At 61.7% G+C, this 25,466-nt stretch carries 24 protein-coding genes and 2 pseudogenes; 4 read left to right on the top strand and 22 right to left on the bottom strand.

The window, feature by feature from the left end; translation table 11 throughout:
- Positions 1 to 6 precede the first annotated feature (6 nt).
- The 17 genes and pseudogenes from FCN77_RS18800 to FCN77_RS18725 all read right to left on the bottom strand — a co-directional run bounded on the left by FCN77_RS18800 (position 7) and on the right by FCN77_RS18725 (position 14,034).
- Complete coding sequence (locus tag FCN77_RS18800; RefSeq protein WP_137323493.1) at positions 7 to 1,563, bottom strand: CpaF family protein; 1,557 nt, start codon at positions 1,561 to 1,563, stop codon at positions 7 to 9.
- Positions 1,564 to 2,760 carry an AAA family ATPase gene (locus FCN77_RS18795; RefSeq protein WP_137323492.1) on the bottom strand — a complete coding sequence of 399 codons (1,197 nt, stop codon included), beginning with the start codon at positions 2,758 to 2,760 and terminating at the stop codon, positions 1,564 to 1,566.
- The gene (locus FCN77_RS27055) at positions 2,757 to 2,927 is read right to left on the bottom strand and encodes a hypothetical protein (RefSeq protein WP_254678631.1); all 171 of its coding nucleotides are present in this window, start codon (positions 2,925 to 2,927) and stop codon (positions 2,757 to 2,759) included. Before FCN77_RS27055 ends, FCN77_RS18795 begins: the two co-directional genes overlap by 4 nt.
- Positions 2,924 to 3,529 (bottom strand): Flp pilus assembly protein CpaB, encoded by a 606-nt coding sequence (locus FCN77_RS18790; protein ID WP_254678630.1) that lies wholly within the window; start codon positions 3,527 to 3,529, stop codon positions 2,924 to 2,926. Before FCN77_RS18790 ends, FCN77_RS27055 begins: the two co-directional genes overlap by 4 nt.
- A 27-nt stretch (positions 3,530 to 3,556) precedes the next feature.
- Positions 3,557 to 4,606: a pilus assembly protein TadG-related protein gene (locus FCN77_RS18785; RefSeq protein WP_137323491.1), complete on the bottom strand. Its 1,050-nt coding sequence runs from the start codon at positions 4,604 to 4,606 to the stop codon at positions 3,557 to 3,559.
- Positions 4,594 to 4,968 carry a TadE/TadG family type IV pilus assembly protein gene (locus FCN77_RS18780; RefSeq protein WP_137323490.1) on the bottom strand — a complete coding sequence of 125 codons (375 nt, stop codon included), beginning with the start codon at positions 4,966 to 4,968 and terminating at the stop codon, positions 4,594 to 4,596. The genes FCN77_RS18785 and FCN77_RS18780 overlap by 13 nt, the downstream gene beginning before the upstream one ends.
- A gap of 120 nt (positions 4,969 to 5,088) precedes the next feature.
- Positions 5,089 to 5,319: a Flp family type IVb pilin gene (locus FCN77_RS18775; protein WP_137323489.1), complete on the bottom strand. Its 231-nt coding sequence runs from the start codon at positions 5,317 to 5,319 to the stop codon at positions 5,089 to 5,091.
- Positions 5,320 to 5,723: 404 nt separating this feature from the next.
- Positions 5,724 to 6,601, bottom strand: a pseudogene (locus tag FCN77_RS18770) (type II secretion system F family protein).
- Between the two features lie 11 nt (positions 6,602 to 6,612).
- Complete coding sequence (locus tag FCN77_RS18765) at positions 6,613 to 7,485, bottom strand: type II secretion system F family protein (RefSeq protein WP_254678629.1); 873 nt, start codon at positions 7,483 to 7,485, stop codon at positions 6,613 to 6,615.
- 71 nt (positions 7,486 to 7,556) lie between these two features.
- Positions 7,557 to 8,837, bottom strand: coding sequence for a CpaF family protein (locus tag FCN77_RS18760; protein ID WP_137323487.1), 1,281 nt, complete (start codon positions 8,835 to 8,837; stop codon positions 7,557 to 7,559).
- Positions 8,838 to 9,030: 193 nt separating this feature from the next.
- Positions 9,031 to 10,229: pseudogene (locus tag FCN77_RS18755) on the bottom strand (CpaE family protein).
- Positions 10,229 to 10,999 carry a Flp pilus assembly protein CpaB gene (locus FCN77_RS18750; protein ID WP_137323486.1) on the bottom strand — a complete coding sequence of 257 codons (771 nt, stop codon included), beginning with the start codon at positions 10,997 to 10,999 and terminating at the stop codon, positions 10,229 to 10,231. Before FCN77_RS18750 ends, FCN77_RS18755 begins: the two are co-directional and overlap by 1 nt.
- Before the next feature lie 59 nt (positions 11,000 to 11,058).
- The gene (locus FCN77_RS18745; RefSeq protein ID WP_254678628.1) at positions 11,059 to 12,018 is read right to left on the bottom strand and encodes a pilus assembly protein TadG-related protein; all 960 of its coding nucleotides are present in this window, start codon (positions 12,016 to 12,018) and stop codon (positions 11,059 to 11,061) included.
- Positions 12,019 to 12,092: 74 nt separating this feature from the next.
- Positions 12,093 to 12,470, bottom strand: a complete 378-nt coding sequence (locus FCN77_RS18740; protein WP_254678627.1) for a TadE/TadG family type IV pilus assembly protein — start codon at positions 12,468 to 12,470, stop codon at positions 12,093 to 12,095.
- Positions 12,471 to 12,619: 149 nt separating this feature from the next.
- Positions 12,620 to 12,811 (bottom strand): Flp family type IVb pilin, encoded by a 192-nt coding sequence (locus FCN77_RS18735; protein ID WP_137323483.1) that lies wholly within the window; start codon positions 12,809 to 12,811, stop codon positions 12,620 to 12,622.
- A gap of 121 nt (positions 12,812 to 12,932) precedes the next feature.
- The gene (locus FCN77_RS18730; protein ID WP_175417313.1) at positions 12,933 to 13,127 is read right to left on the bottom strand and encodes a Flp family type IVb pilin; all 195 of its coding nucleotides are present in this window, start codon (positions 13,125 to 13,127) and stop codon (positions 12,933 to 12,935) included.
- Between the two features lie 223 nt (positions 13,128 to 13,350).
- Entirely contained in the window at positions 13,351 to 14,034 is a 684-nt protein-coding gene (locus tag FCN77_RS18725) for an A24 family peptidase (RefSeq protein ID WP_254679042.1), read from the bottom strand.
- Between the two features lie 333 nt (positions 14,035 to 14,367).
- Here FCN77_RS18725 and rplM point away from each other — a divergent pair, with 333 nt between their 5' ends.
- Together rplM and rpsI are read left to right on the top strand one after the other, a co-directional pair.
- Complete coding sequence (rplM, locus tag FCN77_RS18720; RefSeq protein ID WP_058931751.1) at positions 14,368 to 14,811, top strand: 50S ribosomal protein L13; 444 nt, start codon at positions 14,368 to 14,370, stop codon at positions 14,809 to 14,811.
- Positions 14,812 to 14,849: 38 nt separating this feature from the next.
- Positions 14,850 to 15,356 carry a 30S ribosomal protein S9 gene (rpsI, locus tag FCN77_RS18715; protein ID WP_104172070.1) on the top strand — a complete coding sequence of 169 codons (507 nt, stop codon included), beginning with the start codon at positions 14,850 to 14,852 and terminating at the stop codon, positions 15,354 to 15,356.
- A 405-nt stretch (positions 15,357 to 15,761) separates the two neighbouring features.
- Here rpsI and FCN77_RS18710 read toward each other — a convergent pair whose 3' ends face one another.
- Positions 15,762 to 17,357 (bottom strand): glycosyltransferase family 39 protein, encoded by a 1,596-nt coding sequence (locus FCN77_RS18710; RefSeq protein WP_254679041.1) that lies wholly within the window; start codon positions 17,355 to 17,357, stop codon positions 15,762 to 15,764.
- Positions 17,358 to 17,686: 329 nt separating this feature from the next.
- Positions 17,687 to 18,925: a bifunctional glycosyltransferase family 2/GtrA family protein gene (locus FCN77_RS18705; protein WP_137324858.1), complete on the bottom strand. Its 1,239-nt coding sequence runs from the start codon at positions 18,923 to 18,925 to the stop codon at positions 17,687 to 17,689.
- 194 nt (positions 18,926 to 19,119) lie between these two features.
- Here FCN77_RS18705 and glmM point away from each other — a divergent pair, with 194 nt between their 5' ends.
- Complete coding sequence (gene glmM / locus FCN77_RS18700) at positions 19,120 to 20,478, top strand: phosphoglucosamine mutase (protein ID WP_137323480.1); 1,359 nt, start codon at positions 19,120 to 19,122, stop codon at positions 20,476 to 20,478.
- A gap of 539 nt (positions 20,479 to 21,017) precedes the next feature.
- On the opposite strand, the gene mscL is transcribed toward glmM, so the two are convergent.
- The 3 genes from mscL to coaA all read right to left on the bottom strand — a co-directional run bounded on the left by mscL (position 21,018) and on the right by coaA (position 23,445).
- On the bottom strand, positions 21,018 to 21,413 hold the full coding sequence (mscL, locus tag FCN77_RS18695; RefSeq protein WP_137323479.1) for a large conductance mechanosensitive channel protein MscL: 396 nt from the start codon (positions 21,411 to 21,413) through the stop codon (positions 21,018 to 21,020).
- 92 nt (positions 21,414 to 21,505) lie between these two features.
- On the bottom strand, positions 21,506 to 22,411 hold the full coding sequence (locus FCN77_RS18690; RefSeq protein ID WP_254678626.1) for a D-alanyl-D-alanine carboxypeptidase family protein: 906 nt from the start codon (positions 22,409 to 22,411) through the stop codon (positions 21,506 to 21,508).
- Between the two features lie 59 nt (positions 22,412 to 22,470).
- A complete protein-coding gene (gene coaA, locus FCN77_RS18685; protein ID WP_175417457.1) occupies positions 22,471 to 23,445 on the bottom strand; it encodes a type I pantothenate kinase in 975 nt (324 codons plus the stop codon).
- Between the two features lie 125 nt (positions 23,446 to 23,570).
- Here coaA and glmS point away from each other — a divergent pair, with 125 nt between their 5' ends.
- On the top strand, positions 23,571 to 25,463 hold the full coding sequence (gene glmS, locus FCN77_RS18680; protein WP_137323476.1) for a glutamine--fructose-6-phosphate transaminase (isomerizing): 1,893 nt from the start codon (positions 23,571 to 23,573) through the stop codon (positions 25,461 to 25,463).
- Positions 25,464 to 25,466 lie beyond the last annotated feature (3 nt).

Here is a 25,466-nt window from a genome sequence, read left to right as displayed (position 1 = left end):
GTGGTCCTAGGCCTTTCCTTCGCCGGCTGGGGTGGCGAAGACCCCGGGTGAGACATGGATTCCGAGGTCCTCGAAGCGGTCAATGAAACGCGGACGGATCCCCGTGGCGACTGGCCGTCCGAGGAAACGGCCGTGGGCATCGACGCCTGCCGAATAGTCGAAGACGAAGGCATCCTGCAGGGTCACAATGTCGCCCTCCATGCCCTGTACCTCGGTCACGTGGGTGATGCGGCGGCTGCCGTCACGCAAGCGTGAAATCTGGACGATCAGGTTCACGGCTGAAGCTATCTGTTCCCGGATGGCACGCAGCGGCAGGTCCATCCCGGCCATGAGCACCAGCGTTTCGAGGCGGGCGACGGCGTCGCGCGGCGAGTTTGAGTGAACGGTGGACAGCGAGCCGTCGTGTCCCGTGTTCATGGCCTGGAGCATGTCCAGCGACTCCCCGCCTCGAACCTCACCCACCACGATGCGGTCAGGGCGCATACGCAACGAGTTCCGCAGGAGTTCACGGATGGTCACTTCGCCTTTGCCTTCAGTGTTGGGAGGCCTGCTTTCGAGCCGGACCACATGATCCTGCTGGATCTGCAGCTCAACGGCATCCTCGATGGTGACAATCCGTTCATCCGCGGGCAGGAAGGACGAAAGCACGTTCAGCAGGGTGGTCTTTCCCGTTCCCGTTCCACCGGAGACGATGATGTTGAGCTTTGCCTTGACGCAGGCGTTGAGGAGCTCTGCCATTTCCGGGGTGAGTGTTCCGTAGTCGATAAGGTTCCGGACGGTGAGGGGCACCTTGCTGAATTTACGGATGGTCAGCGATGATCCGCCGACGGCCAAGGGCGGGATCACGGCGTTGACACGCGAGCCATCCTCCAGCCGGGCATCCACCAGGGGCGAGGACTCGTCAATGCGGCGGCCAACCTTGGACACGATGCGTTCGATCACCTTGCGCAGGTGTGCCTCCGAGCTGAAGCGGGAGTCGGCCAGGGTGAGGTGACCCTTGCGCTCCACGTAGATCTGGTCCATCCGGTTGACCATGATCTCGGTGACGGCGGGATCGTCGAGGAGGCGCTGCAGCGGGCCGTAGCCCAGGACGTCGTCGGCGACGTCCTGGACCAGGCGAGTGCGCTCCTCCGCGGACAGCGGGACCTGCTCGCCGTCGATGATGCGCGTGAGCTCCTCACGGGCAGTGGTGCGAAGCTCATGCTCCGTGACCGCGGAGTCGTTGAAACGCGAGCCCATGCGTTCGAACAGGGCCGTGGCTGCCCGCTCCTTCAGTGCGGCGAAGGCGTCCACAGGCTGCTGGGCTTTCTGTTTCACCTCGTCCGTGTGATCAGTCCCCGTTGACGGAACGACGACGGCGGCAGCCGGTGCCGACGTCGTCGTCCGCTTTTCCGGCCGAGGTGCGGCCCACGGATCCGGCTGCCGGCCGGACACGTCCGGCCGGTCCAGTTCCAAGGTTGCGGTGGCAGCCCGCGCGGACGGCGACGGCGGGGGAACGGTTTGCGTGTGCGGCTGTGATTGCGACTTCGCTTGCACGGCACTGATGCGCTCTGAAAGTTTCATCTAGACCACTACCCTCCGGTGCAGTTTGCGTTGCGACTTGGCCCGCCAGGCGGGGTTGAAGCGGTCGACGAGCTGATTCAGGCCCTTGGTTGCCGGGTCCTTCGCTTGCTCCTGCAGGACGGGGATGCCGCGGTTGGTGGAGAGCGCCACGGCCTTGGACCGCGGGATGCTCACGTCGACGGGTGCTCCGATGGTCGATTCGAGGTCCTGGACTGTCAGCCCGAGCTTGGGATCCGCCATGTTCAGCACCACGTGCCGGGTCTCCGGGAGGATATCCAGCTGGCGGAGGACGTCCAGGCCGGATCGCAGGCCCCTGACGCTTGGTATGTCCATAGCGCTCACCCACACCACATCCGTGCACTGTTCCATGGCCGCGAGGCCGATTTCCGGCAGGCCCGGAGCTGTGTCCACCACGACGTACTGGAACTGTTCGGCCAGCTGTTCCAGCAGCCGGCTGACCTGTTCAGGGGTTATCTCGTCGGCATCAACGGGGGTTGGCGGAGCGCAGACGGCGTAGATACTGCCCGGATGGACGGTGAGGAAGGCCTTCAGGACCAGGGAATCCTGGCTGGCGGCGGGGGAGACCGCGTCCGTGACGGTGTGCTGGGGGTCGAGGTAGAGGGCGGAGGCGACGTCGCCGAACTGCAGGTCCAGGTCCACGATCACCACGCTCATCGGGGCGATCTTGCCCAGACCGATGGCGATATTGGTGGCGATGGTGGTTTTGCCTACGCCGCCCTTGGGGGAGAAGACACCGATGACCAGGCCCTTGTTGGTTTCGGCGGTGGGCTGGGAAGCCGGCAGGCGGTAACGGCCGGCGGAGGACTGAGTGACGCGCTCCAGGAGGACCCTGATCTGCGCAGCATCGGAGTCGGGGGAGAGGATGTCCCGGATCCCAGCGCGCATGGCATGCAGGATGAAGTCGGGATCCGGCTCGCTGGCCAGGATGACGCTGAGCTCCGGATACCGGATATTCATGACCGTTGCGAGGCGGAGGGCTTCGTCGACCGGGACGCCCGGTCCCAGGACGAGGACTTCGGGCTGTTCCTGGTTGAGGTGGGCGAAAAGCTCGTTCGGGTCGGCTGGCAGCAGGCTGGTGAGGAAGGTCTGCACGCCGCCTTGGAGGCCGCCGGCAACGGCTTGGCGAAGGCGGCCGTCGAAGTCGGCGTCGGGCGTGATGAGGACGAAGCGGCTCATTTGTAGACGTCCGGCCGGATCATTACGCGGGGACCGTTGTCCTGCGCGTCCAGAGGTTCCCGAGTCAGCCAGATGGCATCGCCGAACTCGGAAGCGAACACGATCTTTCCCGCGTTGATGTCGTTGACTGCCACCGTGATCATCAGGGATCCGGTGGGCAGGTTCACATCCCGGGGGTCAGGTTCTGTTCCGGCGCTCGCCGACGGCGCCGGCTTGGCGGCGGCTCCTTCGGGGCCCTCTGCACGGAGGTCACCAGGACCTTGTGGATGGAGAGCTGCGTGGTCTCTTTATCGGGTTTCGACTCGACACCGCCCGCTTTCATGGAGATGAAGACACCCACGTGGTCACCGGGGACAAGGCGACCTCCGACGACGCGCTGCGGCTCCAGCTGGAAGGAGACTTCCTGCAGGCCGGCCGGCACCTTTACCGAGCCGGAGGTTTGGAGGTCTTCCGGGGCGATGAGTTTCTCTTCCAGAAGCTGCTCGCCGGGGACGAGGTCGGCGGCGGCCACCTTTCCTGTGGACGCGTCGAGAGTCTTCAGTGCGGACTTTGCGACGGCGGTTCCCGGCAATTGCTCCAGGGCCACGGAGGCTTTCACGGTGTCTGCGGAAGCGCCTGCAGGTACGGCTTTGGTTACCACCAGCACGCCTACAGGGTCCAGGTCCTTGACTGCCCGTTGGTCGGCGCCCTGGGCATAGGTGACCACGAGGACCGCCCCGACGATAGCCAGCAGGACTGCCGCCACTCCGGCCAACAAACGTGACTTCACTGACTGCTCCTGTGGTTACGGGACGGATTATTTGGAAAGACGAACGATGGTTGCGCCGTAGGCGTCGACCGGTCCGAGGGTGTAGCCGTCCGCCAGGGACGTGTATTTGACGAAACTTCCGATGATGCCGCGGCAGTCGCCGCGGCATTCAAGGGAGGCATCCACGAAGGGTGCCTTGTTCTGGAAAGTGTTTGGCGTTCCGCTGTCGCCGCTGAATTTCCAGCCCTTCACTTTGAAGGCCGCGAAGGCGATGAGATGATAGCTGGCTCCGTTACCGGTTCCCGTGACGACGTTGTAAACGGGAAGAAGCACTGTGATGTCCCGGCCGGCTGTGATCTCGTCCGCCCATTTCTGCAGGGTTGTTGAGCAATTGTTGGGGGCGTTGTTGCCAGGGTCGCTTCCGCTTTCATTGATGGCGAGATCGATGGTGCCGCCGCAGACACCCGCGTCCTGCACAAGCCAGCCAAAGCCGCCTTCCACCGCAGCTCCGGACGGTCCGTACATGCAGTCCGCATTCTGGTTCTTGCCATGGTCCCGCAGGAGCTGCAGCGCACCTCCGATGGAGTCCTTCACTTGGCAGACGGAGAAGGCGAGGGGGAACGCGGTGCGTCCCGCCAGCGGGCTGCCCCATCGGACAGTCGAAGGGGCATTGACTTCGGCGGAGTCCATACCAAGGGCGCGGGCGAAGAACAGCGAGACCTCGTTGGCGGCCTTGCCCGATTCCTGGGCTCCGGCCGTGACAGTTACGGTGCGGTTGGTCTTGTCCAGCACGGTGGATTTGATGTTGCTGAGGCCGTCGTTTGCATTGCTGTTGGCGTAGCTGCGGGCGAGGGTGGAGTTGGTGGAGCAGTCGGGATCGGTGGCGTTCTTTGCGCACCTCTGTGCCACTGCTAGGGCAGCCGCGTCGGCGCCGTTACGCAGCTGGGTGCGTTCGGCGTAAAGCATCCCGACGTCCACCGCTATCGCGCCAAAGCCCATAAGCACTACCAGCAATAGGGCGACGACCACGCTCACGGCGCCGCGTTCGTCGTCGTGATTGCCGTTCTGTGGCCGTTGCCGATGTGTCAGCCGCCGCATAGCATCGCCCCTTGGCCTTTCATCGGAAACGGGCCCGCTATGCCGGTCATAGTGGACAGGTTGTAGCTGATGGTGATGGTGATCTGAGTGCCGGGCGTGCAGTAGGCACCGCCGAAGCTGATGTTCGCGTCCGTCAGTGCCGGCTTGAGTGAAACTGCGGCGTTCTTGGCTGCGGTGCGGGCGGCGGTTTTGTCGTTGGAGATGGCCATGACCCGGACACCTTCGCGGGCGGCCGCCGAGAGTGAGGCCTGCGCGTTATAGGCCCGGCCGAACTCCATGATGCCCAGGAGCAGCATGACGAGGACGGGTGCCAGGATCGCAAACTCGACCGCTGCGGCTCCGCGCTCGGATGCCCTGGACATGGAGTTGCCTTTCCGTCTGGCGAATGGGGGCTTACAGCCGAAGTGGCGGCGGCTTGGTCGCCGCCGCCACTCTGCGGTTGGGGATGTGACCCGGTCACATCAGACGGTGGGGGACTGCCCTTACGGCTGGACGCAAGTGCCCGAGGCGCCGCCAGCGCCCGCGGTGTAGGCGCCGCCGCCGATCGAACACTGAACCTGGACAAACATGTCCTGGAGCGTGGTTCCGAGGAGGGTGACGGCCACGATGATGACAACGGCGATGAGGCCCACCATGATGCCGTATTCGACGGCGGTGGCGCCGGTTTCGTCGCGGCGAAGGCGGGAGGCGAGGTACTTGAATGTCGAAAGCATTGGGACTCCTGAGCGAGTTTGGGTGGGCTGGTCCTGCACCAGCTCTGCCAAAAATGTAGCAACCACTTTCCGGGTTTCGACCGGTCCTTGGCGTACCCTGTGCCAAGCCTTCCCAACTTGCCTGTTTCCTGCGTTTATCCTGCGTGTACCGTGCGGATTGTCTGCGTCCGGGGGTTCCTAGGCACACAACAGGACCCCCTCAGCTTTGGGCTGGGGGAGTCCGTAATCTTCGATTGTTTGATTTGTTTCCCCACGAAGGCCCTGAACGAGCACTCACACGCGCTCAGGGCCTTCTCCCGGATCGAGATCCCGCTCCTCGGTGCCGGGCGGCATCGGACGTCCCTCGGTTCTGGGTGCCGAGGGAGTCCGGGCTTGGTGACCGGAGGTCCGGCTGCTTGAAGGCCCTAGCTGAAGGCTTTGATGATGTTGATCGCAGCGGGCCCAAGGATCACGATGAAGAGGACCGGGAAGATGCACAGGAGCAACGGGAACAGCACCTTGACGGGAAGCTTCATGGCCTTCTCCTCGGCCCGCTGCCGCCGCTTGATCCTGGATTGCTTGGCCTGCATCCGAAGGACCTTTGCAATCCCGATGCCGTATTTGTCAGCCTGGACCACGGCGCGGACAAAGCTGCGGAGGTCCTGCACAGAAGACCGTGCCGCCAAGGCAGCGTAGGCCTCCTGCCGAGGGCGCCCGACCTGGATGTCCTGGAGTGTCCGGACCAGCTCCTGGGCCAGGGCCCCGGTGCCGTTTTGTCCGGCGCGGGCCATCGCGGCCTCAAAACCCAGCCCGGCTTCGACCGAGATGAGCATCTGATCGAGAGTGTTGGGCAGTTCCATTTCGATTTCCTGCTGGCGCTTAATACCCTTGTTGTAGATCAGCAGATCTGGCACGAAGTAGAAGAACGCGGTCATCGCCACCCCAAGGCAAACGTCTGTGGCGACGGGGAATTGCCGAAGAGGAGCAGCCCGAACATGGCGCCGGCGAGAGCGAGACTGGGCTTGGCGACAATAAGCCTGTCCAACGGCATGGACGCGGGACGTCCGGCCATAGACAGCCATCGGTCGAGTTTTGCGAGATAGCCGCCTGGGGTCAGCTTCTTGGCTGCCCCCAGCAAGGCCGGGGTCCGCTGGATGACGGGGTTTCCGTTAACGGTGAATCCCTGACCCAGATTCGTTTGGACCGCAACCAGGCCTCTCCGGTCGATCGACACCAACGACCACGTGAGGAACGAGATTGGGATAACAATCAGCGCAATGAGCGACAACACCATGATGTTCATCTTGATTCCCCCTAGAACTTTATCTTGACGATACGGCTAAGCCAGAAGCCGCCAACGATGAACATGACGATGCTGGTTACCATCAGGATGATCCCGACGATGTGCTCGACGAAGACGTTCAGATACCCCGGATTGATGACCCCGAGGAACAGTGCGACACCGATGGGAAGTGCCATCAGGATGTACGCCGACATCTTTCCCTCGGCGCTCAAAGATCGGATCTGGCCCTTGATGTCGCTGCGCTCGCGAATGGTTCCCGCCACTTGCTCCAAGACTTCGGCCAGATCCCCGCCGACTTCCCGGTTGATTTGGACGGCCTGGGCAATCCAGCGGAAGTCTTCACTATCCATGCGGTCAGCTGCATCCTCGATTGCCACCCGGGCATCCTTGCCGATCCGGGTCTCATTAACGATGCGGGCAAGTTCCTCCGAAGTCGGTGCGTCCGCTTCCTGCGACGCTGCCTCGATCGACCGCATAACGCTGTGTCCGACACGGAGTCCGCCAATAAGCATCTGGATGGTGTCTGTCAGTTGTGCTTCGAACTTTCCGCGGCGCTTATCAGTGAGAACGGATAGGACTAGCTTGGCGATGAACGGCACAGCGGCAGCGACGATGAAACCGATGAGAATGTGCGTCAGGAACCAGGCGAATACACCTGCCAAGAGGGACGCGATCCCGACTGCAACGGTGAAGTCAGCCGGCGCCATCTTGACTCCGGCGTTGTAAAGCACCGCCCGGTTATAGGGGCCACCGGATTCGCCAATGACCCCATCCACGGCCGTTACGGCTGATTGCGCGAAGCGGCTAACGGTTGATTTTTCGGCCTGTGAGGAGAGGCGGCGGCGCTCCACAGGGATGGCACCGTACCGGGGCTTGAGCACCACGAGGAAGACCACTACCAATGCCGCAAGGCACAGACAGATGGCAAATGCCAGGACTGCCGGCGAGTCCATGGTTACCGCCTCCCTGAAGGCAGCGGAGCCGCGCCGAAGACGCCCGGGGAAACCGAGATACCCAGGTCAGCGAAACGATCAAGGAACCGGGGACGGATTCCAGTAGGAACAGGCTTGCCGAGGAACCTGCCCTGGGCGTCCATTCCTGCTGAGTAATCGAAGACGAAGGCATCCTGGAGGGTGACGATTTCTCCCTCCATGCCCTGGACTTCCGTGACGTGTGTGACCCGGCGGCTGCCGTCGCGCAGACGGGTTACCTGGATGATCAGGTCAACGGCGGAGGCAATCTGCTCGCGGATCGCCCGCAACGGGAGGTCCATCCCGGCCATGAGGACCAGCGTTTCCAGTCGCGCAACGGCGTCGCGAGGGGCGTTTGCGTGAACCGTGGACAGCGACCCGTCATGGCCCGTGTTCATGGCCTGCAGCATGTCCAACGATTCGCCGCCGCGGACTTCGCCAACGATGATGCGGTCTGGACGCATACGGAGCGAGTTCCTAAGGAGCTCTCGAATGGAAACTGCGCCCTTGCCTTCGATATTGGGCGGCCGGCTTTCCAGCCGGACCACATGGTCCTGCTGCAACTGCAGTTCTACGGCGTCCTCGATGGTGACGATCCTGTCTTCCTCGGGAATGAAGGAAGACAGCACGTTAAGGAGCGTGGTCTTGCCGGTTCCTGTGCCGCCGGAAACGATGATGTTCAGCCGGGCCCGGACACAGGCACTGAGGAGTTCCGCCATTTCCGGCGTCATGGAACCCCATTCGATGAGGTTCTGCACAGTCAGGGGCACTTGGCTGAACTTGCGAATGGTGAGTGATGGCCCGTTCACGGCCAAGGGCGGGATGATCGCATTGACACGCGAACCGTCCTCCAGCCTTGCATCTACGAGCGGAGACGATTCATCGATGCGGCGACCCACTTTGGAGACGATTCGCTCGATTACTTTCCGCAGGTGGTCATCCGAGCTGAACTGTGATCCTGTCAGAGACAGATGTCCGTGGCGCTCGACGTAGATCTGGTCACAGCGATTGACCATGATTTCGGTGACGGCCGGATCTTCCAGGAGACGCTGGAGCGGGCCCAGACCCATGACTTCGTCGGCAACGTCGCGGATGAGTCGACGTCGTTCCTCCGGCGTAAGCGGAACCTGCTCTTGATCGATCACAGCCGACAGTTCTTCAACAGCGCTCGCGCGGAGTTCTTCTTCGGAGGACGAAGTATCCCCGAAACGCGTTCCCATCCGTTCAAACAGAGCGAGTGCGGCACGCTGTTTGAGTCCCGCCAAGGCGTCGACAACGGGGACAACCGGACCTCCTCCGAGCGACGGAGCCGCGGCAGGGCGGCGGGGCTGCCACCGGCAGCCGGAGAAGTGAATTGAAGCGAAGGGGCAAGCCCTGCAACAGGTACTTCACCGATTGTTCCGTTGGGAGGCTGCGAGGCACCATCCCGTTGTGTCCTGGATAGACGATCTGAGAGTTTCATGAGACAACCACCCGTCGGTGCAATTTATTGTGAGTAGAGGAGACCCACTGGGGATCAAAGCGGTCTACTAGTTTGTTCAGGCCCTTGGACGCTGAGTCCCTGGAGGTGCTCTGTAGTACGGGTATTCCACGGTTGGTCGAGTACGGCAAAGTTCGGGAGCGTGGAACCACTGCGTCTATGGGAACTCCGATGGTCGCTTCAACGTCTTGCACCGAGAGTCCGCTCTTGCGGTCGGCGAAATTGAGGACGGTATGCCGTCCTTGCGGCAGCAATTGGAGCTCCTTCAAGACGGTGAAACACTTGCGGAGGCCGCGGACGCTGGGAACGTCCATGCCGCACACCCATACCCCGTCTGTGGCCAGCTCGAGGGTTGCAAGGACATGTTCCCCCAGACCCGGTGCAGTATCGACCACGACGTACTTGAACTCGCTCGCCAATTGATTAAGGAGACGGCTCACGTGATCAGCTGTGATGTAGTCAGATTCTGAAGGCGTGCGGGGGGCACACAGCGCGTAAATGCCCGCTGGATGGACCGTCAGAAACGCCTTCAGGACCATTGAATCCTGCGACGCCGCGCCGTGGACGGCCTCTGTAATGGAGTGTTCAGGTTCAAGCAGCAAACCCGAAGCCACATCACCGAATTGCAGATCCAGATCCACAATTACCACGCTCATTGGAGCAACCTTGCCTAATCCAATGGCTAGATTTGTTGCGACGGTGGTTTTCCCTACGCCCCCTTGGGGGACATGACGGCGATGACGCGCCCGCGGTCCTGGTCGGGTTCGGCTGCTGGGCCCATTCCGCGCCGCCGGCTAGCCGCGGCAAGACACGCCCGCTCCAGGAGCACGCGGAGATCGTTGACCTCAATTTCGGGCGTGACCACATCGCGGATCCCCGAGTGCATTGCCTTCAAGACCAAATCTGGGCTGGGCTCCGCAACAAGTAGGAGACTGATCTCCGGGTACTGAAGATCAAAGACCGTAGCCAGTTTCAAGGCGGCTTCGGGAGTCACACCAGGTCCAAGGATGAGAACCTCCGGTGGCGCTCCGTGGAGCTGCTTGAACACGTCGTCGGGACCCCCTGAGAGGACGTCTGGTGTAAGCGTCTGCAGCTCTCCATGCAGCGCGCCCGAAATGGCCTGGCGAACGCGACCCTCGAAGTCACGAACTGCGGTGATAGCTACAAAGCGGCTCATTAGTACAGCCCGCCAAATGTCGTGACCGGTGGAGTGGACTTGGCCGTGGTGTCGGTCTGCTTTGAGAGCCACATGGTGCCGAATTCCGCTCCAAACACCATCTTGGCCGCATCAGCGTCACTACGGGCCACCGTGACGAAGGCAGAACCGTTCGGCATCGCCACAGTCTTGTCTGTGGAACCGGAGCTCGTATCCTTGGTTTCCGGAGCCGCCTTCTGAACTGCTGTCACCAGGACATCGTGGAACAGCAAGCCGGTGGACTGCTTCCAACCCTGGATCTCGGCGGGAATGTTGGCGTTGGCCGGCATTCCGTCTTCTGATTTGAAGGACGTATATACGGTGACCTTGTCGCCGGCTTCCAGCCGGCCGCCCAGGATCCGCTCAGGTGCCAGAAGGAAAGTGACCTCCCCCAGGCCCGCGGGAACTGGGACGGTTCCGGGCAACAAGTCCCGCGGGTCCACGAGCCTGGCTGCAAGAAGTTGTTCGCCCGGCTCCAAGGCAACGGAAGTAATTTTGCCTGATTGTTCATTAAGCCGGTCGAGGGCACCTTCCGGCACCGCCGACTGCGGCATGGACTCAAGCTGGACTTTGCCGTTGAGGTCCTCGGCCTTTGTTCCAGCGGGAATAGATTCTTTTACGACTAGCACATTGACGGGATCGAGCCCCTGCAGCGCCCTGTTGTCAGCTCCCTGTACGTACACGACGAGTAGTACGGTTCCGGTGATTGCCAACAGCAGTGCTGCAATGCCTCCCAGTAGGCGTGATTTCACTTCGGTTCTCCTTCTTGGTGTTGAGTGCACCCGTTCCGCTATTGGAACGGGCGCTGCTTCTACTGCGTGAGTGCAACTACGGTGGCTCCGTAATTGGGTTGCCCGCTATTCGACAAGGTGAATTCGTCGAGCGACACAAAACGGGCAAAGAAGCCTTGGAGGCCTCGACAATTGCCGTTGCAGTTCGGTGCGGCGGGATCAAGATTCGCGTCAGAACCACTGAACTTGTACCCGGTTACCTGGAAGGCTGCGAAACCGATCAGAGAGTAGACTGCATTGCTTCCGTTACCGGTGGCCGAACTAAAAAGAGGTATAAGCACCGGCTCGTCCATGATCGTGGCGAGAACCGAGTTGCAGGCGAGATCGTTGGGGAAATGATTTCCCGGCTGACCGTCGACTGTCGCGCCGATGCTGACGTTCGTAGAGCAACCCGTGTCGGTGACAAGCCAACCAAAGCCGCCAGGCTGGTACCCATTTTGGGCGGCACAACCGGGAAGCGCTGTGGCACCGGTGTCGTATCGAAGCAGGATGTGAGTGGGCGTTGGGTCTCCCGTAAATTGTCCGGTTGAGTTCAAATCCGAGAGTTGAGTGGGAGAGAGGTACTTCTTGAAAACGCACTCACTGACAGTCCATGGCAAGGTGGTGCCTTTTGACGGGGTTCCCCATATGGCCTCCGCCGTTGCGCCTATGTCAGTGGACTGGAAGCCCATGGCGCGGGCAAAGTAGAGCGGAAAGCCATCTGTTGAAGAGCCGGCCGCTCGCGCCTTCGTGACTACCCGAACCGTCGTTGCGTTCGGAAATGAGACGGTGGCGCCGCTGGTACTGTCATTCGCATTGTTGTTTGCATAATTGGAGCCCGTCACCGACGGAGTTCCGCAGTTTCCCTTTGCGCAATCGCCGGCGACTGCCAGGGCGGCGGCATCGGCCCCATTCTGAAGCTGGGCCTTCTCCGCATACATGGCACCGACGTCGACGGCCAGGGCGGCGCAACCCATCAATACGACGAGGAGGATGGCCACGATGATTGAGGCAGCACCACGCTCGTCGCGTGCAGCTCTCCGGGTCGCCCGGTGCCGTGCTTTGCCGTGGGCTCTCAACCGCCGCATCGCATTACTCCTACTCCAGACATGGACAGCGGAAATATCACCGGCTGGCCGAAGAAGCCAGCGTCGAGGAAACCGGTCATTGAACGCATGGTTACCTTGGTGGTCACTTTCACGCTTCCCCCGGGGGAGCAACTGCTTGCGTTATCCGTCACCGTCACGGCGAGCCCGGAAAGCGAGGGCGCACCTCCGAGCGCGGCTCCCGAAACATTGAGGCTTGCGTCGTCGTAATGTATGGCTGCGTACCTGGCCCCTTCACGGGCGGCCTGGCTCAGAGAGACCTGGACATTAAGTACTCGACCGAATTCGATGATTCCGATAAGAATCACTAATAGCAGTGGGAGGACGATCGCCATCTCAACGGCCACTGCGCCGCGTTCTTTCCGTTTTGACTTCAAGACCGTCTCCCCGAACCTTGTTAGAGCGGTTGATATTTCCTGATTAAGTGGAATGGGCCCTGGCGGCGGTTGTGCCCACCGCCAGAGCCCATTGGCTTCGACAATCTCAGAAAGCAATCTCAGAGAGCTGTTGAAACAGAAGTGAAGAGGCTTGCGATCTGGGGGCCGAGTGCTATGACTGCGACCATTACGATGACGGCGATGAAGGCGACCATGATGCCGTACTCCACCATCGTGGCGCCCTTTTCCTCTTGCAGCTTGCCTTTTGCTGTGTGAAGAACGGCATTGATTGTTGCAATGAATGAGTTCATGACTTGCTCCTTGTGTGAGACCAAAATTTCGACCTTCGGTTCCGGCCACTCGAAGAGTTCCCCAGCCGGCGGAAGAAGGGGCTTGCTGCGGTGGCCTGGAGGGCCACCGCAGCCAAGGAGCCTAGATGGCTGTCGAAACAGCCGTGAAGAGGCCGGCGATCTTCGGGCCGAGGATGATGACCGCGGCCATCACCAGGACTGCGATGAAGGCGACCATGATGCCGTACTCCACCATCGTGGCGCCCTTCTCTTCGCGAGTGAGCCGGTTCTTGACGCCGGCGATGAAGGCAACCATGGAGACCAGTGCAGAGTTCATTTTGTGTTCCTTTTGTGAGTGCTAATTGGATTCCGAATTTCCCGCTTCCCCCAATTTGGCGTTGCTGGAACTTCGATGCACTAAGGAATACAGGAGTCGCAAATAGACACACAACGCGTGGTTGTACTCGTCTTTTTAACTCCAGTAACTAGACGTTACTTGCCGCGAGCGAGCGCAATCCTGAGTAGTGGAGTACAGGGCTACTTGGTGTACTCGGAATGGGTTATCGCGTGAACACGGTGGGCAGGATAATCCGCCCGATGTCGGTGCCCCACAGCACGGCCACTATGGACCCCAGGAACATGGATGGGCCGAAGGGTACCGAGGTCTTCCGCCCCGCGAATCCGGCCATAACAAGAAGAACACTGGTAACAGCGCCCACAATAAAACCAAGAGCTATGCCCAGTATCAAATGCCCCACTGAGATGTAACCCAAGTACAAACCAAGTGGCGCAGAGAGCTTTACGTCGCCCATCCCCATTCCCCGGGGAGAAATTAACGCCAAAATCAGGTAGATCACGAAAGTTACGGTGCAGCCGATCGCGGCGGCGAGCAGATTTCCCCATCGCTGGTTCATGCCGGCATCCAAAAGCAGCAGCACAACTCCGATTCCAAGCGTGGGTAGGACGATCCTGTTGGGCAGCAACTTGTGCTCAAGGTCAATGCGGGACAGCACAACGCCAGCTGCGCTCAGGAAAAGGAAGGCCGGGAGAACCCACGACCACCCGAACCGCCAGGCCATTGCCCCAAATAGAATGGGGGTGCCGGCTAAGCTCGCCACGCTCCGCCAGCGGCCTCCGCCCAGCTCGATGGACGGGTACAGCCTCAGGGCCGCGGCCTGGCTGGCCGGCGCTGCGGCCAGGCCAACTAGGGCGCACAGGAGTACCAACAAGGGAGCCGGGGTCATTTCAGTCAACGGGGCACCTAAGCTCGGAGTTGTACGTGGTCAAGATCGTCGGCCCGAGCATCAGGACCGGCGCAGGCTGGCTACCTAGAGCCTATTTTGACCTGCGGCCTCTGTACCCGCTATTCTTGATAGTCGTTGTGCGTGTCCTTTCTCGATGATGCGTGTCCGCTGAGAATCCGGTTGCAGGATAACTACTCCTCGGGCACATTCGAGACTCCGGGACCACTGGATTCATAGAGCCCTCACCTCTGTTCCGGTAGCGCATAGATAGTAGGTGCACACGCTTACGTGACACCTAAACAAGAACGCCAGAACAAGAACGAGGCAAACACCGTGCGTACGTACACCCCGAAGCCCGGCGATATCAACCGCCAGTGGCACGTCATTGACGCCACCGACGTTGTCCTTGGTCGTCTCGCCAGCCAGACCGCAATCCTGCTGCGCGGCAAGCACAAGGCCACCTTTGCGTCCCACATGGACATGGGCGACTTCGTCATCATCATCAACGCTGAAAAGGTTGCCCTGACCGGCGCCAAGCTGGAGCAGAAGCGCGCATACCGCCACTCCGGTTACCCGGGCGGCCTGACCTCCGTCAACTACGCAGAGCTGCTGGAATCCAACCCGGTCCGCGCTGTGGAGAAGGCCATCAAGGGCATGCTCCCGAAGAACTCCCTCGCTGCACAGCAGCTGGGCAAGCTGAAGGTGTACCGCGGTGCAGAGCACCCGCACGCCGCTCAGCAGCCCAAGACTTTCGAAATTTCCCAGGTCGCCCAGTAGTCCTGGCCACCAAACAACTTATCTATACAAGGAGAACCGTGGCTCAGAACGAAGAGACCACCGAAGCCGTTGCGGCTGAGGAAACCCTGACCAGCTACACCTCGGAAAGCGGTCCTGCGGAAGCAGAAGCGCCCAAGAAGGAACGCCCGGCACTGACCGTTGCCGGCGCCGCAGTTGGCCGTCGTAAAGAAGCCGTGGCACGTGTTCGCATTGTGCCCGGTACCGGCAAGTGGATCATCAACGGCCGCGAGCTGGCCAACTACTTCCCGAACAAGCTGCACCAGCAGGATGTCAACGAGCCCTTCAAGATCCTTGATCTGGATGGCGCTTACGACGTCTTCGCACGCATCCACGGCGGTGGCATTTCCGGCCAGGCCGGTGCCCTGCGCCTCGGCATCGCCCGTTCGCTGAACGAGATCGACACCGAGAACAACCGCGCCACCCTGAAGAAGGCCGGCTACCTCCGCCGTGACGCACGCGTCATCGAGCGTAAGAAGGCTGGTCTCAAGAAGGCCCGTAAGGCTCAGCAGTACTCCAAGCGCTAAATCCGCTTGCAAGCGCCTTTGGCGCTTACCGGAAGCCCGCCCCGCCATTTGGCGGGGCGGGCTTTTGTTGTACGCCCGGCACGGGCTTCGAGGTGGAAGTCTTCTGGAGGACAAAGCGCGTAGGTCCTAGCCGAGGGCAGCTGCGTCACAGCGAGGTGGGGTGGGAAGGAACCGGAGGCAGATCACTGCGGCGAGCCTCGCTCAGGGGCTGATCTCAATGGGGGGTCGTCATCTCCCATTCAGGGTCGGGCGCTGGCCGACGAGTACCGCGATCCTTAGACGTCATCGTCCTCTACGATGCCTGGCGTCCCCACAGGACGGCCTGCCGCCGTCTGCGAGGCCCGCACGTACATTGATGTGGGAGGAGGGCTTGGACCCCGCCCTCCTCACGGTGATAGCCGGACGTTATCGGACCAGCCGGTAGTATTCAGCCCCACCAACCTGTTCGGCACTAAAGTTCTCCTTTACCCAGTCCACGATTCTTGCGGACTCTCCGCGGCCCTCGAGCGTCAACGGCGGCAGGTTCTCGATCACGACGGACTGAACTCGTCCTTCATCCAGTAGGCCTTGGAATTGCTCCAGAGTTGGAAATGGATCCGTGCCGTCGAAGCCACCCAGGGGTAGGACGGCGCGTCCGGACTCCAACTGGTAGTTTGCGGCCGTCTCCGAACCGACGACGGCCGCCGTCCATGTCCTTTCCGGGGGAGCTTCCTGCAATCGCTGCAGCAATTTGGAGTTCGGAGAGTCGCCGAACATCACTGATAGATAGCTTTGCGGGGTTTCGGGAGAAGCCCTATCCCGGTCGTCTGTCCTCATATTGAAAATGCTCGGCCCGGCAACTACTCCGGCACCTATGTGGCTGCTTAGGACTGTGTTGAGAGACCAAAGTACGGGTCCAAGGAGTAGCGCGAGGATTGCAAATATCCTGACCACTCGTGTGACCACCTCCCCAGGCGGCCGCAATAGGATCCCAGCAATTGCAAGACTCCAAATAACAAGCACAGCGACGGGGAAGCCAGGGAAGTCCGCGGTGGAGCGGACTGCTGTAATGAACGCGACAACCATGGTCGCAGCGAAGATTCCCGCTGCGAAGAGGCGAATTCGCCCGCTGTCCAGGCCCCGAAGTAAGCGCATGAGTGCGACCGCTGCCAGACAACATAAGGGAGGCACCGCCGTCAGTACATAGTAGGGGTGGAGGATCCCGGACATAAATGCGAGGACCGTCGCCGAACAACTGAACCAGACCGAACATATAAGCAGGAGGGCCCGTTGGGCTGGTTCTCCTTGGCGCCGCCACAGCAGCCAGGCTCCGATACAAAGGCCGGCTACGGCTAAAGGCAGGAACCAGCCGAACTGTCCCGAAAACTGCGGCTGCAGGAATCGTTGAAATCCGGCGTCCAGTTTCTCAGTCAGCCCGGCGTTGATTCCCGGGGACATGGTTCTGGTTGCATCCTCGCCGGTCAGCCGGTCGAGACCGTTGTAGCCCAGGGTGAGCTCAACGGCGCTGTTGTTCCTTGATCCGCCAATAAACGGGCGATCTGCGGGGCTGGTCATTTGGACAACTGCGAGCCACCAGCCGGCGGCGATGGCGGCTGTAGCGAGGGCCGTCAATAGGTGCAGCAGACGCTTTGCTACGGAAACGCGTGCGAACACGCCATAGGCGACAGCAATCCCAGGCAGGACCACCAGCACTTGAAGCTGTTTAGTCAGGAAGGCGGCGCCAGTCAGGGCACCCGCCAGCAGCAGCCATCGAACGCGGGCATTGTCAACAGACTCGAGGGTGCAATAGAGAATCCCGATCATGAGCAGGGTCAGCAACGCGTCCGGGTTGTTGTAGCGGAAAATAACCGTGGACACCGGGATGACCGCCAGGAATGTCCCAGCCAGCAGGCCCGTAGTTGCGTCCAAGCGCTTTTGCACCATTCGGTACAGAAGGTACACGCTCAGGACTCCCATCACCGATTGAGGTAGCAGGAGACTCCATGAACTGAGCCCGAACATACGGACCGACAGCGCCATGATCCAGATGCTGAGGGGAGGCTTGTCAACGGTGATCGCGTTGCCCGGATCCGAGGACCCGAAAAGGAACGCGGTCCAGTCGAGTGAACCCGACATTGCGGCCGCTGAGTAATAAGAGTTAGCCCATCCGTTGCGATCAAGCCCCCACGTATATAGCAGGGCAGTGAACGTCAGCAGTGCAATCAATGCCGCACGCTGCCACGCCGGGCTTTCGGCAGGACCCCGCAGCAATTGGATTATGCGTCGTGACGCTGCTCCCCGAGATGGCAATCCGTGTTGTGGTGACGCCGTAGCCTCGGCAACTCCGCGACTCACAGCGCTGCCTTTTCAGACGGGGCCAATGTGATTCCACGGACAGACTCATTGGAGTTGTGCTTCCGGAAGACCCAAAGCCGAAGCAAGACGAATCTCATCAGGGTGGCCAGAACATTGGCCGAAGTTAGAACGATCAGTTCATGGCTCGGAGCGGCATCGAAGTAGACGCCATGGAGAATCGAAAGCGAGGACGATGTAATTCCCCAGGCCAGTAGGAAGACAACCAGCCCTTGGATTTGCTGGGTAAAGAGCCTAGTGGGGCCCCGGATGCCGAACGTAAACCGGCGGTTGGCCGCTGTATTGCCAATTGCGGTCAACAACAAGGACATGAAGTTCGCCTGTTGTGCTCCCATCGGTCCCTGAAGAACAAGGTAGAGCAATGCAAAGGCGAGCGTCGACGCGGCTCCCACCAAGCCAAATCGCAGCACCTGGCCAAAGAAGCTTGGCCTTCCCGGTGGCACAAACGGTCTGCGTCCAAGTTCTGCGTAGATCGCCTGAACAGGAATTGTCCCCTTTACAAGCGCGCTGCCAACCCGGACTAGGCCCCGAAGATCATCAACTGCCGTCTGTTTGATGTCGACCCTGCTATCCGGATCGTCAACCCAGTCCACCGGTATTTCATGAATTCGCAGCCCTGAGCGCTCAGCAATGATCAGCAGCTCGGTGTCGAAGAACCAGCCATTGTCCTCGACCAGTGGAAGCAATCTACGGGCAACATCGGCCCGAATGGCCTTGAACCCGCACTGCGCGTCGGAGAACTTGACCTGCATGGTCCGCTTGAGAAGGAAGTTATACGAACGTGAAATGAATTCGCGCTTGGGACCACGGCTGACCCTGGAAGTAGCGCCCAACCTGGTGCCGATCGATATGTCTGAGTGGCCTGACAGAAGAGGTGCAACTAGCGGCGGCAGAGCAGCTAGATCAGTCGAGAGGTCGACATCGAGGTAGGCGAGGACTTTGGCGGTCGAGGCCCCCCACGCGTCCCTCAGCGCATGGCCCCGGCCTTTGACCTGGAGTCTGCGATATACAACGTTTGGCAGTTGGGTCGATAAACGAATAGCAATGGCAGCCGTATTATCGGTACTGGCATTATCCGCAATTGTAATTTGCCACGTTGAAGGCATTTCCTGCGATAAGTAATTGGCGAGCCGACTGATGCTTTTTTCGAGCACCGACTCTTCGTTAAAGACCGGTACAACGATTTCGAGCGCCAAGCCCCCAGAGCTAGGTGTCATGCCTCGAATAGTAGAGAGACGGATATAGGCGTGGCGAGGCTTTTTGGCAAAGATGAGTACACGCAAGCAATAAACAAGTAGTCGCAAGCGAGAGGCCGGTCAGCGTCGCGTACTACCCCTCCCTCAGAGGCTGCTCATCTGGCCAGACGTGGCACCGCCAGTCGCCGGCGGGTCCATCGTCTAAACTTGACCCGATGTCTAGATTATTTGGAACAGATGGTGTCCGGGGCCTTGCTAACGGCCTGCTCACAGCGGAGCTGGCAATGCAGCTGGCCCAGGCGGCCGCCGTCGTCCTCGGCCACAAGCGCAATACCAACGGTGCCCGGCCGCGCGCCGTGGTGGCCCGGGATCCGCGTGCGAGCGGCGAGTTCATCTCCGCTGCCGTCTCGGCCGGGCTCTCCAGCTCCGGAATCGACGTGTACGACGCCGGCGTGCTTCCCACTCCGGCCGCCGCCTACCTCGTGGCCGACCTCAACGCAGACTTCGGCGTGATGATCTCCGCCTCCCACAACCCGGCGCCGGACAACGGCATCAAGTTCTTCGCCAGGGGCGGCCAGAAGCTCCCTGACGAGGTTGAGGACGCCATCGAGGAACAGATGGGTAGGGACGCATTCCGCCCCACCGGAAGCGACGTGGGCCGCATTTCGACCTTCTCCGACGCCGAGGACCGGTACATCGTGCACCTGCTGGGCACTCTGCCGCACCGCCTCGACGGGCTGAAGATCGTCCTCGACTGCGCCAACGGCGCCGCCAGCGGCTGTTCCCCGCAGCTCTTCAACGACGCCGGGGCCGAGATAGTGGTCATCGGCGCTGATCCCGACGGACTGAACATCAACGACGGCGTGGGCTCAACTCACTTGGGCCCCCTCCAGCGCGCAGTGGTGGAGCACGGCGCCGACCTGGGCATCGCGCACGACGGCGACGCCGACCGGTGCCTGGCCATCGACCACGAAGGCAACGAGGTGGACGGTGACCAGATCATGGCCATCCTCGCCCTGGCATTGAAGGAATCCGGCAAACTCAAGGACAACGTCCTGGTGGCCACGGTCATGAGCAACCTCGGCTTGAAGATCGCCCTCCGCAACGCCGGCATCAGCATCCGCGAGACCGCCGTGGGAGACCGCTACGTGCTCGAGGAAATGCGCGACGGCGGATTCAACCTGGGTGGCGAACAGTCCGGTCACGTTATTTTCGCCGATCACGCCACCACGGGTGATGGCCTCCTGACCGGCCTGCAGCTGGCCGCCCAGGTGGCTCTCACCGGACGCTCGTTGAAGGAACTGGCCACCGTGATGACCAAGCTCCCGCAGCTGATGATCAACGTCAAGAACGTGGACAAAGCACGGGCGGGCACGGACGAGGGAGTCCTCGCTGCCGTGGCCGAGGCTTCCGAAGAGCTGGGAGAGACCGGCAGGGTGCTCCTGCGGCCCTCCGGAACAGAAGCCTTGGTCCGCGTCATGGTGGAGGCAGCCGACATGCCCACCGCCGAACGCATCTGCAAGCGGCTCGCCACTGTGGTGGAGGAACGCCTGGCGGTAGCGCCGGCCGTCTGAGCCAGACCAGTAAGGGCCGTTGGCTTGGTGATGGCATTGTCACGAGGGCTGTAGTTGCCATTTCTTGGCCTTTCCAGCCGCCTTTTTCGATGTCAAATGCCATCCCTTGCAGCCTGAGCACGGGTAGACGCTAGCGGGCAGTTTGCCGTCAGATGACGAGCTCTTGCGAACGATTGTTTGGAGCACATGGTTAGCGTGCCAGAGGGTCGGATAGGTGATCTTGGTGCAGTTTGCCATCGGGCGAAACCCTTCTTGGAAGAGTGCGCGCGTGGCTCATATCCACACTAGAGCGTCGGCTTAATTACCGACGTTCCAAGGTCCACAAGAAGTGGTTGTTCAGTGGACACGGTAGTGCACCCGAATCTGCTGTGCAATGGCAGTCCTTCGCCGGACTCCCGCAGCCGATGTTCAACTTCATGAACGTGGACAAGGCGTGTGCCGCCACCGAGGAGAAGCCCCTCGACCCCATGCCCCTCAGAAGGACAAAAAAAGGGGTCTGCCTCCATCCAGAGGCGGACCGCTTTCGTAATGTCCAGGAACTACACCCGGCGACTGCCGCTCTGGAGCGAGTCGCGGATCTCCGTGAGAAGTGCAATCTGGGGGTCTTCGGCGGCCTCTTCCTTGACCTCGGTATCGATGCCAAGGCGACGGTTGCGGCGTTCGATCATGTGGTTCATAGGCAGAACCACCACAAAATAGATGGCAAATGCAATGAGCAGGAACGAAATGATGGACGAGATCACCGAGCCATACATAAACCCTTCCCACTGCATGTCTTCAATGCCCTTGGCATTGAACAGGCGGCCGATCAGCGGAGTCAGCAAGCCTTGAACGATGGAGGTCACCACCGCTCCGAAGGCGGCACCCATGACCACAGCGACGGCAAGGTCAACGACGTTGCCCTTCATGATGAAATTCTTGAATCCGGTCAACATAGCTCCAAAGCTAGCGCAGCCCTGTAAACACCACGTGACTGAAAGGTAATTTCACGGGGTGTGTCGCGGATCACCCGTGAGCCAAGTGGGTCCTAAAGGTACCCCGGCGCCGCTTCCAGTCCGAAGTACTCTTCCAGCGTCGCGATTCCGCGGTTGGCCATGTCCGCGGCGGCCTCCACCCCGATGAACCGCAGGTGCCAGGGCTCGTAGTAGTAGCCCGTGATCTCGTGGAGCATCCACGGGTACCGCACCACGAAGCCGAAACGGTTGGCGTTGGCCTTGGCCCACACCGCGGCCGGCTGCTCGGCGAAGCAGGGCTGGAACCCGCAGGCCCCGCCGCCGTCGCCGATGTCAAACGCCCAGCCGGTCTGGTGCTCCGAGAAGCCCGGCCTGGCCGAGGCCGTGTCCGCCTCAGCCTGGCCCCGGGACGCAACGTAACTGTTGTACGTGGCCACCTGCGTGGCATACGACCTGTAGCCGCTGGCCAGGGTCATGCTCACGCCGTCCTGCGCTGCCGCAGCGAACATCTGTTCCGCGGCGGCCGCCGTCGTGCTGTTCAGCTGGGCCGCTTCGCCGGAAACCGCCAGCGCGATGTTGGGCTGGACCAGGTCGGCCGGGACGTAGTCGGCGGGGGACAGCGGTCGGTGCTTGTTGACCACCAGCCACGGGCTGGCGGGATCCGTCAGCGAATACTGCTTCGCTAAGCCGGCCGCGGGCGACGTGGGCGTCGGCGCCGAGGTCGGCGCGGGCGCAGACGCTGAAGCCGTCCCCGGTTCAGTGGCGGCAGCAGTGGACGTCTCCGGCCCTGCAGACTCCGAAACTGCCGCCGGCGAGGCGGACGCGGACGTTCCGGACGGGGAGGACGACGACGGCGGCCGGGTCCCGCCGTCGGGCGTGCAGGCTGCCAGGGCAGTCAGCCCGGCACCGAGGGCCAGCAGCCTCGCAACAGACCTCCTGCTCGGCCCGGCCCCCAAAGCTGAAGCCGCTGAAGCCGCCACCGCGGCGCCCAAAGCGGAAGGAGTACCCGCCGTCCCAGCACAGTTGTGGCACACGTGTGCTAGACCTTCCGCAGCAGCATGCGGCGGATGGAGTGGTCCGCTTCCTTGGTGAGCACCAGCTGGGCCCGGCCCCGCGTGGGGAGGACGTTTTCTTCCAGGTTCGGCTCGTTGATGCGCTTCCAGATGTCGCGCGCGGTGGTTTCGGCTTCATCGTCGGACAGCGTCGCGTATCTGTGGAAGTAGGACTCCGGCTGGGCGAAGGCGGTGGTGCGCAGCTTGCGGAACCGGTCCACGTACCATTCCTCGATGTAGGAGGTTTTGGCGTCCACATAAATGGAGAAGTCGAAGAAGTCGCTCAGGGCCAGCCCCTGCTTGCCGTCGTGCCGGGGACGGGCGGGTGCCAGGACGTTCAGGCCCTCCACGATCAGAACGTCGGGCCGGCGGACCACCACTTCCTTGCCGGGGACGATGTCGTACGTGACGTGGGAATACCAGGGCGCCCGGACTTCCTCGGCCCCGCCCTTGATCTCACTCACGAACCGGAGGAGCGAGCGGCGGTCATAGGACTCCGGGAAACCCTTGCGCTCCAGGAGGTGCCGGCGATTGAGTTCGGCCAGGGGATACAGGAACCCGTCGGTGGTGATGAGCTCCACGTTCGGGGTGCCGGGCCAGCGCCGGAGCATCTCGCGCAGCACACGGGCGATGGTCGACTTTCCTACGGCCACCGAACCTGCAACGCCGATCACGAAGGGCGTGCGCTGGGTCTGTTCCCCAAGGAACGTTGTGGTGGCGGCGTGCAGCTGGCCCGCGGCCTCCACATAGAGATGAAGCAGCCGGGAGAGGGGCAGATAGACTTCGCGGATTTCCTTCATGTCCAGCGGATCACCGAGCCCTCGGAGACGGACCACGTCCTCTTCGTTCAGAGGCTGTTCCATCTGGGCTGCGAGCCGGGACCAGGTCTGCCTGTCCAGCTCCACGAACGGGGAGACACCCTCTCCGTTCGCTTCATTGCGTTGCAAAGTCACGTTAGAGATTCTGCCCTCCGCGACGCCGAGAGCGAAATGGAGGGCCCGGGAAGCGCCGTAAACGACGGCCCGCGGCCCGGCAAGGAGGCCACGTCCGACGGCGGCGCCCCGCTCGGCCATATAAGCTTGGCTCTATGTGTGGAATCGTAGGATACGTAGGCCATTCGTCGGGCCGGGTAAATGTTGGCCACAGCGCGTTGGACGTTGTCCTTGAGGGACTCCGCCGCCTGGAGTACCGCGGATATGACTCCGCCGGCGTCGCCGTGGTGGCTGACGGAACCATTTCGTCCCGCAAGAAATCCGGAAAACTGAGCAACCTGCTCACGGAACTTGAAGAGCATCCGTTGCCGGACTCCGTCACGGGAATCGGCCACACCCGCTGGGCCACCCATGGCGGTCCCACCGACCAGAACGCGCACCCGCACCTGGCCGACGGCGGCAAGCTCGCCCTGATCCACAACGGCATCATCGAAAACTTCGCCGAGCTCAAGCTGGAACTGCTGGAAAGCGGCACAACGTTCGCTTCCGAAACGGACACCGAGGTGGCCGCCGCGCTCCTGGGCGACATCTTCCGGAACAAACTGAACGGTGACGCCTCCAACGGCGGCCTGGCCAAGGCCATGCAGCTTGCCTGCCAGCGCCTGGAAGGCGCCTTCACCCTCCTGGCCGTGCATGCGGACCAGCCGGACGTCGTCGTCGCTGCCCGGCGCAACTCGCCCCTCGTGGTGGGCCTGGGCGAGGGCGAGAACTTCCTCGGCTCGGACGTCTCCGGCTTCATCGACTACACCCGCCGCGCCGTGGAGCTGGGCCAGGACCAGATCGTCACCATCACCGCAGACTCCGTGGAGATCACGGACTTCTTCGGCGCCCCGGCCCAGGGCAAGGAATACCACGTGGACTGGGATCCGGCGTCGGCCGAGAAGGGCGGCTACCCGTCCTTCATGGAAAAGGAAATCCACGACCAGCCCGACGCCGTCGCCAATACCCTGCTGGGCCGCTCGGACCTCGACGGCAAGCTGACCCTCGATGAAATGCGCATCGACCCGGAGCACCTGAAGAAGATCAACAAGATCATCGTGCTGGCCTGCGGCACCTCCGCGTATTCGGGCCAGGTGGCCAAATACGCCATCGAGCACTGGTGCCGCATTGCCACCGAGGTGGAGCTCTCCCACGAGTTCCGCTACCGGGATCCGATCGTGGACGAGAACACCCTGATTGTGTCCATCTCACAGTCCGGCGAGACCATGGACACCCTGATGGCCGTCCGCTACGCCAAGGAACAGGGCGCCAAGACGCTCTCCATCTGCAACACCAACGGCTCCACCATCCCGCGTGAATCCGACGCCGTGCTGTACACCCACGCCGGGCCCGAGATCGCCGTCGCGTCCACCAAGGCCTTCCTGGCGCAGATCACCGCCGCCTACCTGCTGGGCCTTTACTTGGCACAGCTGCGCGGCAACAAGTTCCAGGGCGAGATCAAGGACATCCTGGCCGACCTCGGCAAGGTCCCGGCGAAAATTCAGCGCGTCCTGGACCACGCGGACGAGATCAAGGAGCTGGCCCGCTCGATGAAGGACGCGAAGTCGGTGCTGTTCCTGGGCCGCCACGTCGGGTTCCCGGTGGCCATGGAAGGCGCGCTCAAGCTCAAGGAACTGGCCTACATCCACGCCGAAGGCTTTGCCGCCGGCGAGCTCAAGCACGGCCCGATCGCCCTGATCGAGGAGGGCCAGCCGGTGTTCGTTGTGGTTCCCTCCCCGCGCGGCCGCAACTCGCTGCACGCCAAGGTGGTCTCCAATATCCAGGAGGTCCGGGCCCGCGGCGCGAAGACGATCGTGATCGCCGAGGAAGGCGACGAAGCGGTCAAGGCCTACGCCGAGCACGTCTTCTACATCCCGGAGACGCCCACGCTCCTGGCGCCCCTGCTGGCCACCGTGCCGCTGCAGATCTTCGCCCTCGAACTTGCCACGGCCAAGGGTTACGACGTGGACCAGCCACGCAACCTGGCCAAGAGCGTGACCGTAGAATAAGCC

Source organism: Arthrobacter sp. 24S4-2, assembly GCF_005280255.1.
Lineage (GTDB): Bacteria > Actinomycetota > Actinomycetes > Actinomycetales > Micrococcaceae > Arthrobacter.
Note: the sequence above shows the minus strand (reverse complement) of the source record. Positions and strands in the feature narration are given on the sequence as shown.

What these genes read in the sequence shown, in the direction of transcription:
- glmS (WP_137323476.1), top strand. Translation starts at nt 23,571, where the DNA reads ATGTGTGGAATCGTAGGATACGTAGGCCATTCGTCGGGCCGGGTAAAT.
- FCN77_RS18735 (WP_137323483.1), bottom strand. Translation starts at nt 12,811, where the DNA reads ATGAACTCATTCATTGCAACAATCAATGCCGTTCTTCACACAGCAAAA.
- FCN77_RS18775 (WP_137323489.1), bottom strand. Translation starts at nt 5,319, where the DNA reads ATGCTTTCGACATTCAAGTACCTCGCCTCCCGCCTTCGCCGCGACGAA.
- FCN77_RS18780 (WP_137323490.1), bottom strand. Translation starts at nt 4,968, where the DNA reads ATGTCCAGGGCATCCGAGCGCGGAGCCGCAGCGGTCGAGTTTGCGATC.
- FCN77_RS18785 (WP_137323491.1), bottom strand. Translation starts at nt 4,606, where the DNA reads ATGCGGCGGCTGACACATCGGCAACGGCCACAGAACGGCAATCACGAC.
- FCN77_RS18725 (WP_254679042.1), bottom strand. Translation starts at nt 14,034, where the DNA reads ATGACCCCGGCTCCCTTGTTGGTACTCCTGTGCGCCCTAGTTGGCCTG.
- FCN77_RS18705 (WP_137324858.1), bottom strand. Translation starts at nt 18,925, where the DNA reads ATGACACCTAGCTCTGGGGGCTTGGCGCTCGAAATCGTTGTACCGGTC.
- mscL (WP_137323479.1), bottom strand. Translation starts at nt 21,413, where the DNA reads ATGTTGACCGGATTCAAGAATTTCATCATGAAGGGCAACGTCGTTGAC.
- FCN77_RS18730 (WP_175417313.1), bottom strand. Translation starts at nt 13,127, where the DNA reads ATGAACTCTGCACTGGTCTCCATGGTTGCCTTCATCGCCGGCGTCAAG.
- FCN77_RS18800 (WP_137323493.1), bottom strand. Translation starts at nt 1,563, where the DNA reads ATGAAACTTTCAGAGCGCATCAGTGCCGTGCAAGCGAAGTCGCAATCA.
- FCN77_RS18710 (WP_254679041.1), bottom strand. Translation starts at nt 17,357, where the DNA reads ATGTTCGGGCTCAGTTCATGGAGTCTCCTGCTACCTCAATCGGTGATG.
- FCN77_RS18795 (WP_137323492.1), bottom strand. Translation starts at nt 2,760, where the DNA reads ATGAGCCGCTTCGTCCTCATCACGCCCGACGCCGACTTCGACGGCCGC.
- glmM (WP_137323480.1), top strand. Translation starts at nt 19,120, where the DNA reads ATGTCTAGATTATTTGGAACAGATGGTGTCCGGGGCCTTGCTAACGGC.